This is a genomic window from Dyadobacter sp. NIV53 (genome assembly GCF_019711195.1).
Taxonomy (GTDB): Bacteria; Bacteroidota; Bacteroidia; order Cytophagales; family Spirosomataceae; genus Dyadobacter.
Genome location: NZ_CP081299.1, coordinates 5,620,587 through 5,639,841 on the forward strand (window position 1 = coordinate 5,620,587; position 19,255 = coordinate 5,639,841).

Here is a 19,255-nt window from a genome sequence, read left to right on the forward strand (position 1 = left end):
GCCGACTGCCGAAAGCCAATAAGCTACTTTCCATCATCCACATCGTCCACTCTCAACGACAATAATCCGGCGATGATCATGGAAAAACCTCCGATTAATAACGCATAGATTGATTCTCCCTGAAAAAAAGATTTGATCAGAAAGCCAAGTAAAGCAGCTGCGACGATTTGTGGAATCACAATAAAGAAGTTAAATAATCCCATGAAGTAACCCATTTTTTCGGAAGGTAAAGATCCTGCCAGCATGGCATACGGAACTGATAGAATAGAAGCCCATGCAATACCGATTCCCACCATGGATAACATCAGATACCTGGCGTCGGTCATGAAATAAATGGATAATAATGCTAAACCTCCGGCTGCCAGACATATCATGTGTGTGAATTTCCGGCTGGTTTTACTGGCCACAACCGGTATAATAAATGCAACCAGCGCCGCAATTCCATTGTAAACACCCATGCACAAACCAACCCAGTCGGCACCGTCATTGTACAACTTACTGGTAGTATCAGAGGTTCCGTACAAATGGCTTGTAACAGCAGATGTCATGTAAATCCACATGGCAAAAAGTGCAAACCATGAAAAGAACTGAACAACAGCGAGCTGCTTCATGGTAGGAGGCATTTGCTGTAAATCACTCATGATCGTTACATATGCTGAATGGTCATTTCCACCTTTTGCCACCAAGCCAGCCCCGACGAATAAAATACCGACAATCAATATCCCGATTGAAAATATATAAAGTTCTTTGTTCAGATCCTGTGTCATTAACCAGGCCGTCAGAACCAATCCGACTATTGAGAATATGAGTCCTTGCCGGATCATTTTATCCTGCCCTGATTTCGAAACGCCGTGTACTTCTACGACTGAATCTTCCAGGTTATTCCGTGAAAACGATTTAAGCTGTTCGGGTGAATATTCCCTGGATCTTACCACTGTCCAGATTACTGCCAGCAGGAAAACAAACCCACCAAGATAGAATGACCATTTCACCGAATTTGGTACAATTCCCTCAGCTGCCTGATTGGAAATATCAAACCAGTTTGTGAAAATATAGGGTAGGGATGACGCCACAATTGCACCTGTACCAATGAAAAAACTCTGCATGGCAAAGCCGGATGTGCGTTGCCGGGATGGTAAATTATCACCAACGAATGCCCGGAAAGGTTCCATAGTTACATTAATGGAAGCATCAAGCAGCCACAGCATGCCGGCAGCAAACCATAGCGATGGAGAGTTGGGCATTACCAGCAATGATAAAGAAGCAATAATAGCGCCGGCAAGAAAATACGGCCTTCGCCTGCCAAGCCTGGTCCAGGTACGATCGCTGAAATAACCAATAATAGGCTGAATAATTAGCCCGGTTAAAGGAGCGGCAACCCATAAAATCGGAATATCGTCCACCTTGGCGCCAAGAGTTTCGAAGATCCGGCTGACGTTCGCATTTTGTAGTGCAAATCCAAATTGAATACCAAGAAACCCAAAACTCATATTCCAGATATCCCAGAACCGAAGCTGAGGTTTGGTGTCAGCAACTTCTGCCACTGGTGTTGTTACAGATGCCATGTTTACAATTTATTTTTAGAAAGTTGTGTAAGTCAAATTATTCCAAATGTAGGACAGTTTAGGTTGATTTGAAATTTAATTTAGAGATGTTTTTTTAGGAATTAACAAAGAGCGGAACAGCATCTTTCTTATGGAGCTGTCCGGTTAATAAGTTTATTTTTTTTCATGCAGAAATCAGCTAATTAAGTCTTAATTTGAAATGTATATCAGCCTATATGTCTATGATTGAGCTCGATGAGATATCTGTACAATCAGAATTTTTCAGCCAGATCAGAGCTAATCTTCCGTCTCACATCGCGTTGGTAGACGCCATTGCGGATATTCTGAATATTAGCAATGACAGTGCTTACAGGCGTATTCGTGGAGAAAAATTAATTAGTTTTGGAGAAATAGGGATATTAAGCAGACATTTTAAGGTGTCAGTAGATAAGTTACTGAACCTCAAAGCAGATTCCTTTATTTTTAATGGAAAACTTGCAAATGCCCAGGATCATATTCTGGATAAATGGCTGGAAAACGTACTCAGCCAGTTTGAGTTTATGGCTAATTACAGTGACTGTAAATTGTATTATCTGGCAAAAGATCTTCCGTTAGCACATTTTTTTCAAACTCCCGAACTGGCTGCATTTAAATTTTTTTTCTGGCAAAAATCAATTCTCCAGTATGAAGAAATGCGCGGCTCCCGTTTCGAAATTGGCCGGATAGATTCAGTCTGCCGACAACTTTCCGAGAAAATTGTTGAGGTTTATAACAGGATATCTACGGTTGAAATATGGAATGCGGAGAGTATCAATAGTACGATCAGGCAAATTGAATTTTACAGGGATTCTGAAATGTTCTATTCTAAAACAGAGTTGACATTGTTGTGGGATGCACTGGAAAAGTTGATTAATCATCTGGAAAGACAAGCAGAATATGGAGTGAAATTTGCTTTTGGAGGTGATTTTGAGTCCGGCACCGCATCATACCAAATGTTTAACAATGAACTAATTCTTGGAAACAATACAGCTCTTGCCGATTTCACAAGTTTCCGGCTTACATTTTTGAACCATTCCGTCATTAATTATATCTCCACGCAGGACGTTAGATTCAACGAGTATATGTTTTCAGGAATCGAGAATATGATGCGGAAATCGGAACAGCTTAATAATGTGAATGAAAAAGGAAGGGTTAATTTTTTCAACCGCGTCCGGTCTAAAATAAACCGGGCAAGAAATGCGTCTTAAAGATTATTTAAGCTTACGAGCTTCTTCAAGTCTTTTTTTAAGCCCGTTAAAAAACATTTTTCTTCCTTTTTCGCCTGACCAGCTAACTGGCGTAGAGCGGGAAATTATATTTTTGATCGCCTTGAACGTATATCCGCAAAATGCCTCATCCATAGTGGTCATATAATTGATAAAACTATGGTTTAAAAAGGTGATCTTGTTTTCCCCCAAATCTGCAAGAATCGTATCTTCTCCTATAAACAGCTCATTATTGAATAAATTGTAGCTTGTTGCTCCTTTTTCCGGTTTTTCGCCATATGTATATTTTACACCAATTTCAGCCTGATGTTCCAGGTGGTTGATCATTACTTCGATAGTGTCAAACAAATAATGTGTATCTCTGTCGGACGCAAACTGGCTGGTGTAATGATAGAATTGTATCTGCTTGAGTATGCTGTTAAAGCTTTCAGAACTCCATATTTCCGTACTCGGAATGGTATTGTAAATACTAACTATTCGCGCCGCTGTTTCACTGAACGACGGATTAATGTCGGAAACTGAAAATTTAATTCCCCGGGTCTGGTTGGGTGGCATCAGCGATCTTCTTCTGAAAAAATCCTTGAAGGCAGCAAGTGCCGGAAATTGAAGTGGGTATACGAACGGCACATCTTTCGCAAGGTAATAGATGTGGTGCTGAGGCTGAATTTTGACGTACTGAATAATTTGGCTTAGGTTAACAAGCCATTTTTCAATATCATAATCGTTTTCATCCATCAAATGGCCCTGAAATATAAAAGATTTATTATGCAAATGCAGCAACCGGTCCACTGACAGATTATAGTGAACCGAAAGTTTTTGTAATTCTTCCAGAGTTATTGGTTTTTCGCCCCTTATCCTTCTATACGCGCTGTCAGCACTGATTTCGAGCAGCTCTGCGACTGAATCTGCCAAAGAAACGTATCGTGGTATCTGTTCACGGATTTCCTGAAAAAGTAAATGCTGAATTTGCCCGGCATTCATAAAGTTTTAGTATTAATGACGAGGGTTATAACTAGGTTTTCGTAAAAATTACCTGAAAATAAGCATTTTAAGGTAATTTCTGCCGCCAGTTACTGATTTGTTGCATAAAACGCATTTGGTATTCTTATTTTCTGCAAAAACTGAGATAATTGCCTGATTATCCAATTGTTAAAGACGTTTTCCGTCCGTTAGTTTTGATTCGGCAATGGGACATAAGCCAAGGTAGCCCACTTCCAGGAAGGAATTCCCGAAAACCTGAATAAGAATAGCTCAAACCTCAAACAAATCAAAAATGGAAAACGTCAGCTGCAGCACCATCCACGCAAGAATTTTGGAAGAATTTAACGGCCAGTTGAAAAGAACTTCGCAATACATGCTCCAATTGTCCCAGGCCAGTGAAATAGCTAACCAGGAAATATCCGAACCGGCTTGTTTGAAACCTGCATACGAATTGAGAACCAGCGCATTGCAGGCACCTTCGTCAATGATTCAGATTCATTACCTCTTCTCCTTTTTCTGATAGCAATCATGATTTGTGCGAAAAATTCTTTATAACTGTTAATCAACTTTAAAAATGAACAACATTGTTACGAAGTCAAATACTGGCTGTATCCTGCTGATAATACTTTTCAGCACCCTGGCCAATGCCCAGATCAAAATTACGGGCACTGTTTCCGAAGCTTCTAAAAATGCGGCACTTGTTGGCGTCAGCATTCAGGTAAAGGGTAAAGTTACCGGAACAATCACCGATGCAAATGGCAATTTCAGCCTGACAACCACTTCTGAACCTCCGTTTATTCTTGTAATTTCTTCGGTAGGATTTGAGAGCCGGGAAATTCCTGTGGCTGGTGGATTGTCACATATCGACGTCAGGCTGTCGGAGCAGGCCATTCCCGGTCAAGAACTGGTGGTGTCGGCATCCCGGATAGAAGAAAGTGTCATAAAGTCACCCGTAGCGATTGAGAAGCTGGACCTTCGAGGGATTCGTGAAACTGCGTCTACTAATTTTTATGATGCGCTTTCCAGTCTGAAAGGAATTGATATGGCAACCCAGGGTGTATTGTTTAAGTCTGTTAACATGCGGGGATTTGGCGCTACCGGAAATCCCAGAACGGTACAGCTCATCGACGGTGTGGATAACCAGGCACCGGGACTGAATTTTCCTTTGGATAACATTATTGGTATTTCCGAACTTGATGTTGAAAGTGTAGAGGTTTTGCCAGGTTCATCTTCGGCGCTGTATGGCCCCAATGCCATAAACGGACTGATATTGATGAACAGTAAAAATCCCTTTTTGTACCAGGGGATCAGCGCAGGTATTAAAACCGGGATCATGCATGAATCGAAACGGTCAACAGCTACCACACCTTTTATGGACGGGATGATCCGGTATGCCAAAGCTTTTAACAACAGGTTTGCCTTCAAAGTGAATCTTTCCTATATCAAAGCAAAGGACTGGCAGGCTACCAATTTCAAAAACCTGAATGTTGGTGGAAATGCAGATTCGCGGCGCGGTTCAGGAACGGATCCAGATTATGACGGGGTTAATTCTTATGGTGACGAAGTTCAGACAAATATCAATTCTGTTGCTAAAACATTGGCAGCTAACGGGCTTATTCCACAGGCTGCAGTTGACCTGGTACCTTCGGCATTTGTGAGCAGAACCGGTTACAGGGAAAAGGATTTATTAGATTACAATACCAAGAGTTTCAAGGCCAATGCGGCATTTCATTATCGTATCAATGAAAGAGCTGAGGCAATTGCGCAGGTCAATTATGGATATGGAACTACTGCCTATACGGCGACAGGTCGATATTCCTTCCGTAATTTTAATCTGACACAGATCAAACTTGAACTCCGGGCCGATAACTTTATGATACGAGCCTACACTACCCAGGAGCGTTCGGGGCAATCGTATCTGGCAGGTCTTGCTGCGGTATCTATGCTCAATGAATTCAAACCTCACGCAACCTGGTTCGGGCAATATACCGGGGCATTTGCGGCAGCGCGGGCAAAAGGTATGACAGAAGAGCAGGCACACCTGGCTGCTCGCCCGGTTGCAGATGAAGGAATGCCACAGCCAGGTACGAAGGTTTACCGCGAACTTCTTGACAAATACCGGAATATGCCAATTGCAGATGGAGGAGGAGGTTTTGCTGACAGGACAAATCTGTATCATACGGAAGGTTTTTATAATTTCAAAAATGAAATCCGGTTTTTGGAATTAGTGGCAGGCGCCAACTTCCGGTTATATCAGCTCCGTTCGGAAGGAACACTCTTTGCAGATACTAAGGATGGCAGGAGCGGCACCATCCCGATTAAAGAATTCGGTGCTTTTGTCCAGGCGGGAAAGACCTTGCTGGGCAATCATTTGAAACTCACAGGTTCCATCAGATATGATAAAAACGAGAATTTTGACGGACAATTTACACCCCGTATTTCAGCTGTGTCTACCTTTGGCGATCATCATATCCGGCTCTCGTACCAAACTGGCTTCCGCATTCCAACTACTCAAAATCAATATATAGACTTAAAAACACCTTCGGGTACATTGATTGGAGGTTTGCCTGAATTTGATAGCCGCTATAACCTGGCAAATGGAATATTGAGACAAAATCTGTCAAGTGAAAATATCCTTAAAACGATTCAGAATGATCCGTCGATTGTAGAAAGCGCCAAAGCTTACGGAACAGCTGCCATTACCAAAGCCGTGACCGACGTAGTTACCCAAAAGGTGAATGATGCCGTTGCAGCCGGGCAGATCCCCAATGATCCTGCTGTAATAAATGCTGCTGTAAAAGCGGGTGTGCAAGGTGCTTTACCTGGCGCTCTTCAGGCACAATTACCGGGATTGGTAGTACAGCTGTCTCCTGCATTTGCATTGGCAAAGTTGCCGAAGTACAAGGCTGTCAGGCTCAAACCAGAACGGATTGCTTCCTATGAAATTGGTTATAAAGTATTGATAGCCAAAAGGTTATTTATTGACGCTTATTACTATGTGAGTAAATACACCAACTTCATTGGCGGGGCGGTCATTCTTGTCCCAACAGCGGCAGCGTCACCAGGCTTGCCAATTGAGTCGGGTATCGGAGCCGGTAATTTTAAGGCATTTTCAAGGACAGTCAATACCACAGAAACCATTACAGCCAAAGGTTTTGCGATCGGATTGAATTATTCCTTACCACGAGGATTTAATATTGGTGGTAATCTGGCTAATAATGAATTATCCGATTTTACGCCCTCCCCCGAGGTTCAGTATTCGCAGTTTAATTCCCCAAAATACCGGTTTAATCTCAATTTCGGCAAACGCATTACAAGTAATAATTTAGTAGGATTTAATATTGCCTACCGGTATCAGCAGGCTTTTAAATGGGAATCGAGTTTTGTTTTGCCATCGGGTACTAATGTGCCTTTATTTTCAGATACGATGGTTCCGGCCATCGGAAACCTGGATGCACAGGTAAGTTTAAAAGTGCCTTCAATAAAATCAATTGTTAAACTGGGAGGTACTAATCTGCTTGGAAAGACATACTTCCAGGCTTATGGAAGCCCGGATATTGGCTCTTCATATTACGTTTCCATCAGCTTTGATGAATTATTAAATTGAAACAAATCAGATAAATTGTTTGTTTATGATCTCATTGTCAAATATTTATACGGTTCTTACACCGCTGGCCCTGTTTTTTATAATCGTTGAAACCGGGCTTTGCCTGTATTTCAAAAAAGACTACATTTCATTTCCTGAAGCAATCACCAATTTTGGAACTGCAATCGGAAACCAGACTGTGAATGTACTGGTGGCAGCGGGAGTATATACCGGTTACGGGTTTTTGTGGCAGCATTACCGACTGGTGGAGCATATTCCGATGTACTGGTTTTTTTATCTGGTTTTGCTTTTGTGCATCGATTTTATATTCTACTGGGTCCATCGCTGGGGACATAAGATCAACATTATGTGGGCAGCACATTCACCGCACCACAGCGCCGAAGAAATGAATTTTTTTGTGGCATTACGTGCCAGTGTAACCCAGCGATTATTTTCATTTTTATTCTTTTGGCCCCTCACCATTATTGGTTTCAGGCCTTTGGATATTTACATCATGACTGCCATTCATCTGTTTATAGCTTTCTTGCATCACACCGAACTGGTTCCCAAACTTTGGGGATGGATTGAATTTATTTTTACTACACCTTCTCATCACAGGGTTCATCATGGTGTTAATTTTAAATATCTGGATAAGAATTATGGCGAGTTTCTGATTATATGGGACCGAATGTTTGGAACTTATGAAGAGGAAACGGATAAGGTAATTTATGGTATGTACGGAAAGGCCCAGACATCGAATCCGGTTATTATCAATTTTCATTATTACCTCCTTTTGTGGAAGGATGCCTTGGATGCCGAGCGTTGGTGGGATAAGTTAAGGATATGGTTTATGCCATTGGGATGGAGGCCGGCCAATCTGCCGACAAAGCCACCCCTGAAAGAAATTACTGTGCAAAACCACGTCAGGTTACAAACTATAGCCTTCCCTGGTTCCAAATCATATTTAATTCTAAGTGCTGTTTTCGGAGTATTTTTAATGCTTCCAGACTATCAGTCCGGATACCACCTGGGCCGTGTGGCAAAGAATTGCCGGCAGTATGCTGTTATGGTACCTGATCATTAACTGGAGTGGTATTCTCGAATCAAAGCCCTGGCTTTTTACTTCCGAAATCCTACGGGTTATTATTACGGAAGCCATGTTAATTTCTTTTTGTGATCTTACCAACAGGCCATTCTGGCTGACTGTTTCTCTCATTTATCATTTCTATTGTTTGGTTAAAATCGTTCTTTTCTACCAACCGAAATCCCGGTTTTAAAATAATATTCTTTTTAAACAAAATCTGTCATGACGCACTCAATAATGACCGGCAAAGCACTTCTGTATTTGATATTGCTCGTTGTAGTTTCCGGCTTTTATAATGAAGCATACTCTATGCGAATTTTTGTATGTGATACGATCCCAAATAAGCAAATGCTGGAAACGGTCAAATCCGGCAATAAAAATGCAAATGCTTCTATAATAACCGGAACACTGTCCGCCCTGAGTGCACCTATAGGCTTACTTTTAGTAGCTTCGACTGTGTTTGAGTCACCGGTATTTTTTATTTTGGGAATGTTGCTTGGAGTAATAGCATTGGTTTCAGGATTTAATGGTTTGAAAAAGATCAGGAACTATCTTAAAGGTGGTTATCCCGGAAAGGAAAAACCCGTTGTCATTTCCGCAAAACGTAAATCGGTGACAGGAATAATACTGGGTTTTGCGGGAGCTGTTTTGGGAGTAATCCTTATTATTATATACAGTTTGGCTTATTAGTTAGTATTCGTAATTGATTTTAAGTGTGGGAATGAAATCCTGCCTTGACAATATTTCTTTATTACCAATTGGAGTAAATTTATGTTCAATCTAAATCGTATTTTTAACCAACGTCAGTGCGATATTTGATCAGAATTTAATTACTATTTTAGCGATTCAATCTTTAAAACGATTTTTCAATGAGCGCAAGAAATTATCCCATTGGTTATCAGATCCCAAAATATAATGTCCTGCTGATCAGCTGTATGGATCTGAGGTTGCTGGACAATATTGTTCACTTTATGGAGCATGAAAATCTCACAAACAGATATGATCAGTATGTAATGGCAGGGGCGTCCATCGGTGCACTTTTTGAAACAGCAGAACCGGAAGATGACCTGAAAAATAACAGTAAATATTATGGCTGGAAAAATGGACTACTTAATCATATTGATATAGCCATAGACCTGCATGACATCAGAGATATTTATATTATGGAACATCAGAATTGCGGTGCATACAGAGCATTTTTTAAAGATGATCTGGGTGATTATGACATCCAAGGCGCAGAAAAAGAATTAATAGACCACAGTAAATACTCGTTAAGATTATCGGATCTTTTACAAGCTTATTTCCCGGTACGGAAAGCAGAACTGCATTCGGCGAAAGATAGTCTGGCGGAAAAATTTGGTAAAGAAATCAATATTCACTGTTTTATGATGGATTTACGAGGTGATGTTAAATTGCTGCATACTACTGCCGATGTTGATGTAATTTAATCCTGGTATTTTCATTGTTCATGGTCAGGCATTTTTTTTCGTATTTTCAAAACTAATAATGACTGAAAATCAAAACTACATCAGGCAATCAGAAATATTCTTTTCCTGTACTGAAAAGGAATATCAGGTGAAAGAACACTTTTCCGGCGAGCATGTGCTTACGCATGTATATTCAGGCAAACTGGTAGTGGCTGGTATTGATATAACTTATATTATAGAAGAAGGAAATACAGTACTGTTCAGCAAAAACACGTTGGCTAAAATCACTAAAATTCCCGGAGTATCAACAGCATTCAAATCCATCAGCATTTTTTTTACACAAACATTTCTTCAGGATTTTTACACCACACATCCTGTTCCTGATAAGTTACCAAATGTTTTAAAAGTAAGGTCAATGGAACGGCATCCTCTGCTGGATAGCCTGTTCAATTCCGTTTTACCCTATTACGAACTTTCTGAAACTTTACCAGAGGAACTTACGGAAATGAAGATGCGCGAAGCCATGTCTATTATCAGGAAAATTGATAAAACAGCCGAAAATATAATATCTGATTTTGCTGAGCCTGGTAAAATTGATCTGGCGGGTTTCATGCAGAAAAACTTTTCGTACAATATTTCCAATGACCAGTTTGCTTTCCTGACGGGAAGAAGCCTTGCGGCTTATAAAAGGGATTTCCAAAACATATTTAATACTTCACCTCAAAAATGGCTGTTGCAGAAACGCCTTGAACAAGCGCATTTCCTGTTGGCAGAAAAGAAACAAAAAACGTCTGATGTTTACCTGGAAGTAGGTTTTGAGAATCTTTCTCATTTTTCTTATGCTTTCAAACAATGGTTCGGCTATCCTCCTTCGAGCCTTTCAGTGAGCCTTTCGCCAAATCCTGTCTAAATTTCCTGCCAATTTGAAATTGGTTGGTTGGAATATACAAATCTTGCTTGTTCAATTAATTGCCCGCTCATTTACTCTAACAGATTCAGGCTGCTTGTTTACACTGAATTCGAATACATCCGGCCGCGCATAATGGCCAATGCAGTCAAAATCCATTTTACTTTTGGCAAGAACAGAAAAATCAAGTTCCGCCGTTAATAATCCTTCCTGGTTCCATAACGGACCCGTCAGGATTTCTCCCATAGGTGAGATAATCACGCTCCCTCCGGCACATATAATTTCAGCCTCACCGGTTAATTCATGCTGGTATCTTTCAGGATAATCTGATTTTTTGACAAACTGATTACTCGCTAAAACAAAACAACGGCCTTCCAAAGCAATGTGCAGCATCGTTGCCTGCCACGATTCCCTTGAATCAGCTGTAGGGGCAAGGTAAATTTCAACGCCTTTCATATACATGGACATACGTGCAAGCGGCATGTAGTTTTCCCAGCAAATTAACCCGCCAATTCTGCCCAGACTGGTATCCAAAGTGGTCAGAGTCGAGCCATCGCTTTCTGCCCAGATGTAGCGTTCTAATCCGGTTGGTTTTAATTTTCTGTGTTTCCCAATTAAAGTACCATCTTTTCCAAAATACAGTAAGGAACAATGGAGTGATCCTCCAAGCGTTTCTTTTTCAGTAACACCAAGAGCGACCATCATACCTGCATTTTTTATGGCCTGGCTGATTTTATTTATATGTTCGGACGATATGTCCAAACTGTTTTGCCAGTAATCCAGCCAGACTTCACGTCCGTGTTCTGTTCTTCTGCCGATAACAGCATCAAATGTCAATCCTCTTGGATAACATGGAATAAAAGATTCGGGAAAAAGTAACAGCTCACAACCCGCTTTCGAACCTTTTTCTATCCAATCACAAACAATCTCAATTGTTTTAACAATATCAAAAAGCGCAGGAGTAGCTTGTACCACCCCGACTTTAACTATTTTTTGCATTCTAAAATTTTTTGGTTTGTGTTTATGCCCGCCCGATTTTATTTAACCCAATTGCTCTGTTTCTGCTATCAATGCACGAAAAATTTCGGCTGAGGGTTTCAGTCTTGCCATTGAAGCAGATTGCCCGGCCCAAAGCGTTGTGAATTCCTTATTTTTATTTTTTTGTGATGCTATACGGATTGGAGCTGTAAATGTATTAAGAATCGGGTAGGGCGGGTATGTAAAATCCAAGCCCTGCACTTCGTTATGAAAGGTATTACGGATACCACGTGCCAATTTTCCTGAAAATGCACAGGTTAAAACGGTATCCGTATCCTGGCTTGCAATCAGCGCTTTTTTGTAAGCATCTATCGCCAGGCTTTCATCACTTCCTACAAACGCAGTACCAACCTGAACGCCTTGTGCGCCAAGTATTAATGCTGCTTTAAAAGTCCTTCCGTCCATAATTCCTCCGGCAGTCAGGATTGGCCGTTTCACTTTATCAGCAACCTGAGGGATCAATGAGAAAGTACCGACTTGCGGTATTGGTTCATCTTCTAAAAATGTTCCGCGATGGCCTCCTGCTTCTATTCCCTGTGCAGTAATAATATCAATTCCAATACTTTCCAGATGTATTGCTTCCCGCACAGAAGTTGCCGTTCCAATAATAATTATGCCATTTTTATGCAGTTGCTGTATACTATCTTTATCTATCAGGCCGAAAGTGAAACTTACCACAGGAACTTTTTCCCGGATCAGTATTTCAATTTGCTCACGCCAGGAATAATATCTGATCTTTTCTATATCAACCGGTTCATACTTAATGCTATACTTATCACCTATTTCTGAAACTTTACTTCTTAAAATTTCGGCGGCATGAATATCAATTTCCGGTACCTCGTGTGCAAACAGATTTACTGCAAAAGGTTTGTCTGTTAAAGTTTTGGTTTTCTGTATTAATTCCAGTGTTGCTTCCGGAGACAAAAGTCCAACTGGAAGCGATCCTAAACCACCTTCATTGGATATGGCAGCTACCATTTCGGGAGTAGTTACACCCAGCATCGGGGCCTGCACCAATGGGTATTTTATCTTTAATATTCGGGTTAATTCATTGTTCCAGTTCATTGTAGTTAGATTTTAAGCATGCAGTTTTAGATCTAATACCATGTAATCATCATCGTAATAAATGTCATTGAATTTAAAGGCATTGCGTTCCGTTCCAAAGTGCTCAAATCCTAGTTTTTGATAAAGCTGTTTCGCCTTTTCATTTTTTGTTGCAACATTAAGATTAATCTGTTCAATATCCGGAAGATCATTTTTGACACGTTCGATGACGTATTTCAATAACGTAGTACCAATATTTTTTCTTCCATTTTCATTGGATACGTACATTTTAAATATTTGTCCTTTGTGTTGTAATTTCTTTCTGTTTTCTACCAATCTTTGAAAACTTACCACGCCCATTAATTTTTCGCTTGCATCAAGAGCTGCTATTGTGAAACTATATGGATTTTCACTGGTCGGGAAAGAATCAGGCTTTTGTTCATCCGGATTCATTTTGAAGCAATCGCCATGCCTGGAAAGCCCCTGTACAAAAAAATCATGGTAGCCAAAATCATTTTTTGCTGTGATTTCAATTATATGCATCTTTCAATTTTTATTAAAGTTAGATTGAGTTACCCAATCAATTCTAATTCAAAATTACTTACATCCTTTGGACTAACCAGAATCTTGCAATGATTTAAAAATCAGTACAAGTGCACAAAAAAAGCCCGAACGTACGCGTTCGGGCTTTTCAATATCAAAAAACTTCAATCTTCCTACCGGCTCAGGTACAAATTCCGCTCTCCGTAAATTTTCTGGAAGAAATCATCCTGTAAATCATCAATGAAGTATATTGCTTCACCGGTTGATTTCATTTCAGGCCCTAATTCCTTGTTTACATTCGGGAATTTGTTGAAGGAGAACACCGGGATTTTTATGGCCCATCCTTTTTTAACCGGGTTGAATGTGAAATCACTTAATTTTTTATCTCCCAACATCAGTTTCGTTGCGTAATTCACATACGGTTCCTGGTATGCCTTGCAAATAAATGGTACCGTTCTGGACGCACGCGGATTGGCTTCGATTACATACACAATGCCATTTTTGATAGCAAACTGCACATTTATCAGCCCTTTCACATTCATCGCCAAAGCTATTTTACGTGTATGTGCTTCTATTTGCGCTACTTCGTCATCTGTCAGGTCAAAGTGGGGCAGTGCTGCGTGAGAATCTCCGGAATGGATACCAGCCGGTTCGATATGTTCCATGACCCCAATGATATAAGCATCGTCTCCGTCACAGATTGCATCAGCCTCGGCTTCCAGCGCACCTTCCAGAAAGTGATCCAGAAGAATATTGTTATCAGGTATATCATGCAGGATTTTCACTACATGCTGTTCCAGTTCCTTTTCGTTGATTACGATTTTCATATTTTGTCCACCCAAAACATAACTAGGGCGTACCAGAAGCGGGAATCCTAATGTACGGGAAAGCTCCACAGCAGCATCGGAAGTTCTTACTGTTCCAAACTGCGGGAACGGAATATCCAGATCTTCCAGCAATGAAGAGAAACGTCCGCGATCCTCAGCCCAGTCGAGCGATTGGTAACTGGTTCCAATAATTTTGATACCGTATTTGTCTAATTTCTCAGCCATTTTCAGAGCCGTTTGCCCGCCAAGCTGAACAATAACACCTTCCGGTTTTTCGTGCTGGATAATGTCATATACATGCTCCCAGAAAACCGGCTCAAAGTATAATTTATCAGCAATATCAGGATCCGTTGAAACCGTTTCAGGGTTACAGTTAATCATGATTGTTTCATATCCGGCTTCTTTTGCTGCCAAAACACCATGAACACAAGAGTAATCGAATTCAATTCCCTGTCCGATCCGGTTTGGTCCTGAACCTAAAACAACTACTTTCTTCTTATTACTTACAATAGACTCGTTATCAGGGGTTTCCTGTGAAGAATTAAAAGTAGAGTAGTAATATGGGGTTTTTGCTTCAAATTCAGCAGCACAGGTATCTACACATTTGTAAACACGTTTAATGCCCATTTCTGCTCTTTTATCGTAAACCTTACTTTCCTTGGTTCCCAATAAATGTGCAATCTGACGGTCTGCGTAGCCTTTTTGTTTGGCATTCAGCAAAAGCTCCTTTGGAATATCGCTTAGATCAAACTTCTCAATTTCGTGTTCCAGTTCAATCAACTCTTCGATCTGGCGTAAAAACCATGGATCTATTTTAGTCAGGTTCTGGATCGTTTTGAAAGACAAACCAATTTTGAAAGCGTCATAAATGTGGAACAAACGATCCCAGCTCGGGTTTGCCAGACTGTATTTGATGGCTTCCTGATCACGTAGTTCGCGGCCATCGGCACCCAATCCGTTACGTCTTATTTCCAATGACTGACAAGCTTTTTGAAGTGCTTCCTGGAAATTACGCCCGATTCCCATTGCTTCACCTACCGATTTCATTTGCAGGCCTAATGAACGGTCGGCACCTTTGAATTTATCAAAATTCCAGCGAGGAACTTTTACAATTACGTAGTCAATCGTTGGTTCAAAAAATGCAGATGTGCTTCCTGTAATCGGATTTGTCAGTTCATCCAGATTGTAGCCAATTGCCATTTTAGCAGCTATTTTCGCAATCGGATATCCGGTAGCTTTGGAAGCAAGTGCAGAAGAACGTGATACCCGCGGGTTAATTTCAATAGCAATGATCATATCATTTTCCGGATTTACAGAAAACTGAACATTACATCCGCCTGCAAATTTTCCAATGCCATCCATCATTTTGATAGCCAGATCACGCATTTGCTGGTAAAGCGTGTCGGGAAGTGTCATAGCCGGTGCTACGGTAATACTGTCGCCGGTATGCACGCCCATCGGATCAAAGTTCTCGATAGAACAAATGATGATGAAGTTCCCTTTATTATCTCTTAAAAGCTCTAATTCATATTCTTTCCAGCCAGATACACTTTGCTCTACCAGAACTTCGTGGGTTGGAGAAGCGTGCAGGCCGTTATTGAGTGCCTGGTCAAAATCTTTTTCGCTCTGAACAATACCTCCGCCGGTTCCGCCCAGGGTAAAAGATGGCCTGATAACCAATGGGAAACCGATTTCCTGAGCAATTTCTTTTCCTTCCAAAAACGATCTTGCTGTACGTCCTTTACAAACGTTTACATTCAGTTCCAGCATTTTCAGCCGGAATTTTTCCCGGTCTTCAGTAGTTTCAATGGCTTTGATATCAACACCAATGATTTCCGTATTATATTTTTTCCAAATACCCGCCTTATCGCAATCAATGGCAAGGTTCAATGCAGTTTGTCCTCCCATTGTAGGAAGTACGGCGTCTATTGGCCTTCCAAGTGCTCTGTGTTTTTCAAGAATCTCAACAATATATTTCTTTTCCAACGGAAGCAGATACACATGATCTGCGCTGATTGGGTCAGTCATAATCGTGGCCGGATTGGAGTTGATCAAAACCACTTCAATACCTTCTTCCCGAAGTGCTCGGGCTGCCTGGGAACCGGCGTAGTCAAACTCACACGCCTGACCTATGATAATTGGACCTGAACCGATAATCAGAACGGATTTGATATTCGTATTTTTGGGCACAGTAATTGGTAATTTGTAGAAATGTGGAACTAACGTTTACTAACTTTCGGGGAATGCCTGATACTTTCTAAGCAGGGGTACGTCCAAAAATTCCACAAAGTTAATTCACATATCCGAAAAGAAAACCGGCTTGTGATAAATTAGCGTTATTTTTTTAAATACAGACGCTTTAAAACTTTAAAGTGAAGCGTTTAGCTGACATCAGATTTTATGAATAAATACAAAAAAATGAGCATTGGACTGGAAGAAACCTTTCAGATCGGTCAGGATGCCTATTTTACATGCGTGGCGCCTGTAACTTCCCATGTGGTTTCCTTTGAGGATGATTTAAGTCAGGGATATTTTTATGCGGTAAAAATAAATACAGAAATTACCGTTCTGGATGCGCTTCATATTTATAATGTAGTAGATGTCATCCAACGGGACACACCTTGTAAGCTCCAGATCATGTGGACCGAAGATGGAAACATCGCATCCCTTTTAATTAATGATTATTGCCAGGCCATATTTGATTTCAGGACAAAATCGGGATTTTGCAGAAATGGTTTTCCTGAAAATGTAGGAGAATGGGTACAAAGCAGTTCCAGGAAACTGACTGATGAAACTATCCTGAGAATTTTCAGTAGTTAGTCAGGTGATATTGTATTTAGCCATATTTATCCGAAACGCCTCCCATCAGTTGTTTCTCCGGAACGGACGAACAAACCTTGAAAACTTTTGGCTACCTGCCAGATGTTCGTCTGGAACATGAAAGCAATTTTTATTCTTGATTTTGTTCTGCAGAAATACCTGTTGGGTATAACGAATTATAGGAAGTGATATGCATTACCTTCCTTCGGAACGTTTGGTGATAAGGGAACAATTTAGATTTACTAATCCGAAATCTACTTTCATACCAATAGAACTTGATTTTTGTCCTAAACAAAAAATTATTGTAACGGTACAATGGCCGGAGCAGAAATATCAAAATCCCTCAACTTAAGCGGCACATTGCCGTCAATTCCATAGCGGAATGGTGAAGAAATACCGGGAATATTGGGATAATAACCGAAGCGGATCTATAGTGTATTAAAAGCCAGGTTTTCATTTCTTAACCTCATTCCAAATCCATAACCCTGGTAAAGCGGACTTTTGCGAAGTTTGTCCGTACCATTTACAACACCCAGATCAGCAAAGACGAAGTAGGCGATCCGGAAACCAAGTAAACTTTTATCGGAAAAGAATACTGTTTCTGTTCCTAATGTAAGTCTTTTGGTACCAATAAGCTGATCGCTGTAAATTCCCCTGATTCCCTGGTCCCGGCTGATATTCAGATAATCGAGCGGATCTCTGTTTATTCCCTGGGTATAACGGATTGTAACAAACTGCCTGAAAAAACTGTAACGCAGAGGAATAAGGTTACTGATATAATTCAATTGCCCGCTTGCAACACCCTGCTGTGCCCTTTTATTTTTGACATAAGTGCCAAAATTCAGTAATCCATACATATACCCTAAATTGTGGTGAATGTACTTTCCGGCAGCATACTGAACTCCCACATAGCCTCTCTGGCCAAATTCTGTATTTTCCTGCCCTAATGTAAGTGCAAACAAGTTACCGACCGGAACATCTTCCGTTCTACCAAAACCATAGATCAATACATCTCTTTTGTAATTCCTGTTGGAATATCCAAGGCTTACCAGTGTAGCACTGCGGTTCCAGTAAATCCTATTGGTATCGGCTCGAACCTCCGGCCTGTCCTTGAAGCTGTAATTGTTGTGCCTGATAGCGGTTACAAGCCTCGCATTTTTACTCAGAAAACTATTTTCAAACGGGAATTTAAAAGATCTCCCCAGCCAGGCATCATAATAATTATAGGAAATAGAAAAATTGGGGATTGGGACATCTGTATTATCAATTTCCCGCTTGTATTGCCGGAGCTTTGTATGACCGGCTTCGAGCGCTCCTGCATATTTCATTTCGGTAGTAAGAAACGGCCTGAAAAAACGCAGGGATTGTTCCCGGATATCTCTTTCGAGAATGAAACTTGCCTGGCCGGTAATGAAAGTTTTACCGATATAAGGTACTGTATAAACCGTCCTGAACTGTAATTTCTGCAAAGTATCTTTTGAATCCCAGCGTATTCTGGTAAGCTGCGAATGGGTTGTTCCCTGTACATTGATATTGTTCAATCCGATGTGCAGTTTATTAAAACCGCTGAAACCTCCGGAAAAATTCAATGACCACGCGTCCTGGATCAATACAATAACATCGGCCATCCAGGTAACGTCAGTTCGGGGAACAACAATGATACGTGCATCGACAATAAGTTTGTTCGATCGCAACAAGCGTTCGTTGTCTTTTAAAACTTTTGCCTTGATATCATCTCCTTCTGAAAAAAGCAAAAATGATTTTCTGATAATGCCCTGGCGTGTATTGGTATGGAGATTTTTGCTCAGGAAATTTTCCAGCTGATTTCCTTTCCGGGTTGTATCATAAACAGATTCACCCAGCATATTAAGCTGACGGATAATGATCTTGCGGATCACCATTCCTTCATATGGCGTAAAAGGATTGGTTTCAATTTGCTTTACCTCGGTCACTTTTCCTTTATTGTATACATCCCTAAAAAAAAGACGGTATACAGCACGGGAGAACCTGGTTTTTGACATGCGAAGCTTCAGATTGGTATAACGGATGCTGTCAATGGCATAAGTTCCGTTTTTCCTGACATAGGTACCGTCCGCCAGACTGTCAGTTTTTTGCGCTGATGCCATTGTGGTAACTAAGAGAAAAAGGAACAGATATCTATACATGGGCACTAGTTTGGCAAAACTGCG

15 protein-coding genes are annotated in these 19,255 nt (G+C 40.8%); 8 read left to right on the forward strand and 7 right to left on the reverse strand.

The window, feature by feature from the left end; genetic code table 11:
* Positions 1–23: 23 nt before the first annotated feature.
* Positions 24–1,565, reverse strand: coding sequence for an MFS transporter (locus KZC02_RS23265; RefSeq protein ID WP_221390868.1), 1,542 nt, complete (start codon positions 1,563–1,565; stop codon positions 24–26).
* Positions 1,566–1,786: 221 nt separating this feature from the next.
* Here KZC02_RS23265 and KZC02_RS23270 point away from each other — a divergent pair, with 221 nt between their 5' ends.
* Positions 1,787–2,791: a hypothetical protein gene (locus KZC02_RS23270; RefSeq protein ID WP_221390869.1), complete on the forward strand. Its 1,005-nt coding sequence runs from the start codon at positions 1,787–1,789 to the stop codon at positions 2,789–2,791.
* Positions 2,792–2,794: 3 nt separating this feature from the next.
* On the opposite strand, the gene KZC02_RS23275 is transcribed toward KZC02_RS23270, so the two are convergent.
* A complete protein-coding gene (locus tag KZC02_RS23275; protein WP_221390870.1) occupies positions 2,795–3,790 on the reverse strand; it encodes a helix-turn-helix domain-containing protein in 996 nt (331 codons plus the stop codon).
* 292 nt (positions 3,791–4,082) lie between these two features.
* Here KZC02_RS23275 and KZC02_RS23280 point away from each other — a divergent pair, with 292 nt between their 5' ends.
* The 6 genes from KZC02_RS23280 to KZC02_RS23305 all read left to right on the forward strand — a co-directional run bounded on the left by KZC02_RS23280 (position 4,083) and on the right by KZC02_RS23305 (position 10,797).
* The gene (locus KZC02_RS23280; protein WP_221390871.1) at positions 4,083–4,310 is read left to right on the forward strand and encodes a hypothetical protein; all 228 of its coding nucleotides are present in this window, start codon (positions 4,083–4,085) and stop codon (positions 4,308–4,310) included.
* A 54-nt stretch (positions 4,311–4,364) separates the two neighbouring features.
* The gene (locus tag KZC02_RS23285; protein WP_221390872.1) at positions 4,365–7,397 is read left to right on the forward strand and encodes a carboxypeptidase-like regulatory domain-containing protein; all 3,033 of its coding nucleotides are present in this window, start codon (positions 4,365–4,367) and stop codon (positions 7,395–7,397) included.
* Positions 7,398–7,422: 25 nt separating this feature from the next.
* Positions 7,423–8,460 carry a sterol desaturase family protein gene (locus KZC02_RS23290; protein WP_221390873.1) on the forward strand — a complete coding sequence of 346 codons (1,038 nt, stop codon included), beginning with the start codon at positions 7,423–7,425 and terminating at the stop codon, positions 8,458–8,460.
* A gap of 222 nt (positions 8,461–8,682) precedes the next feature.
* Positions 8,683–9,150, forward strand: a complete 468-nt coding sequence (locus KZC02_RS23295) for a hypothetical protein (protein WP_221390874.1) — start codon at positions 8,683–8,685, stop codon at positions 9,148–9,150.
* Between the two features lie 179 nt (positions 9,151–9,329).
* Complete coding sequence (locus KZC02_RS23300) at positions 9,330–9,908, forward strand: hypothetical protein (RefSeq protein ID WP_221390875.1); 579 nt, start codon at positions 9,330–9,332, stop codon at positions 9,906–9,908.
* A gap of 58 nt (positions 9,909–9,966) precedes the next feature.
* The gene (locus KZC02_RS23305) at positions 9,967–10,797 is read left to right on the forward strand and encodes an AraC family transcriptional regulator (protein ID WP_221390876.1); all 831 of its coding nucleotides are present in this window, start codon (positions 9,967–9,969) and stop codon (positions 10,795–10,797) included.
* A gap of 51 nt (positions 10,798–10,848) precedes the next feature.
* On the opposite strand, the gene KZC02_RS23310 is transcribed toward KZC02_RS23305, so the two are convergent.
* From KZC02_RS23310 to carB, 4 genes are all read right to left on the reverse strand, one after another.
* Positions 10,849–11,793: a carbon-nitrogen hydrolase family protein gene (locus KZC02_RS23310; RefSeq protein ID WP_221390877.1), complete on the reverse strand. Its 945-nt coding sequence runs from the start codon at positions 11,791–11,793 to the stop codon at positions 10,849–10,851.
* 42 nt (positions 11,794–11,835) lie between these two features.
* Positions 11,836–12,897, reverse strand: a complete 1,062-nt coding sequence (locus tag KZC02_RS23315) for a nitronate monooxygenase family protein (RefSeq protein ID WP_221390878.1) — start codon at positions 12,895–12,897, stop codon at positions 11,836–11,838.
* A gap of 12 nt (positions 12,898–12,909) precedes the next feature.
* Positions 12,910–13,419 (reverse strand): GNAT family N-acetyltransferase, encoded by a 510-nt coding sequence (locus KZC02_RS23320; protein ID WP_221390879.1) that lies wholly within the window; start codon positions 13,417–13,419, stop codon positions 12,910–12,912.
* 173 nt (positions 13,420–13,592) lie between these two features.
* Complete coding sequence (gene carB / locus KZC02_RS23325; protein WP_221390880.1) at positions 13,593–16,436, reverse strand: carbamoyl-phosphate synthase large subunit; 2,844 nt, start codon at positions 16,434–16,436, stop codon at positions 13,593–13,595.
* A 210-nt stretch (positions 16,437–16,646) separates the two neighbouring features.
* Here carB and KZC02_RS23330 point away from each other — a divergent pair, with 210 nt between their 5' ends.
* Positions 16,647–17,066: a DUF2251 domain-containing protein gene (locus KZC02_RS23330; RefSeq protein ID WP_221390881.1), complete on the forward strand. Its 420-nt coding sequence runs from the start codon at positions 16,647–16,649 to the stop codon at positions 17,064–17,066.
* Positions 17,067–17,494: 428 nt separating this feature from the next.
* Here KZC02_RS23330 and KZC02_RS23335 read toward each other — a convergent pair whose 3' ends face one another.
* Complete coding sequence (locus KZC02_RS23335) at positions 17,495–19,192, reverse strand: hypothetical protein (RefSeq protein ID WP_229253746.1); 1,698 nt, start codon at positions 19,190–19,192, stop codon at positions 17,495–17,497.
* Positions 19,193–19,255 lie beyond the last annotated feature (63 nt).